The sequence below is a fragment of the Paenarthrobacter sp. GQ52 genome (genome assembly GCF_059759005.1).
Genome location: NZ_JCAXEJ010000050.1, coordinates 1 through 529 on the forward strand (window position 1 = coordinate 1; position 529 = coordinate 529).

The window sequence follows — 529 nt, forward strand, 5'->3', positions numbered from 1 at the left end:
GCGCCGAAGCGTCGTCGGGAAGAGCCGGGCTTTGGAGTCCATGCTCAGGAGCTCGCCACTGGCTGGTGCGGTGTAGAGCCGGCGAAGCCAGACAGTGAGCTCTGTATCCGGGGTTCTCGCGTGATCTGGGCCAGCTTGCCCTGGTCCGGAGGCCGGGCTCGCCACGGCCTGTCCCGGAGTTGCGGCCTGTTTCAGGGTTGCGGCTCGCCCCGAACCGAGAAGCCCCCTTCCCCACTCGGCCGGGACTATTCCGTAGCCCTTGAGCCGGGCCGGTTCGCTGTCACCCTGGAACAGGGTGCGGTCGGTCATGACGAGGTCCAGATTGATCCCTGAAATCCCGCCAGGTGTACCGGTGACGCGCTCGACCAAGGTATCGGCCATGACCTGACCACGGGTCGGGACAACACCAGAGCCCGCATCCCCGCTGGAACGGGCCGAATCAGCAGCCTGGCAAAGAGCCGCGTAAACCGCCACCCCCTGCGCCACAGGAAGCAGCGCCGTCAGGTACGTCATGGTGTCCGGAGCCGGA

Annotated in this window: 1 pseudogene; it reads right to left on the reverse strand. The window is 66.7% G+C overall.

Annotation, left to right across the window (positions count from 1 at the left end):
- Positions 1-529: pseudogene (locus AC6CH8_RS22845) on the reverse strand (HNH endonuclease); the annotation flags it as partial.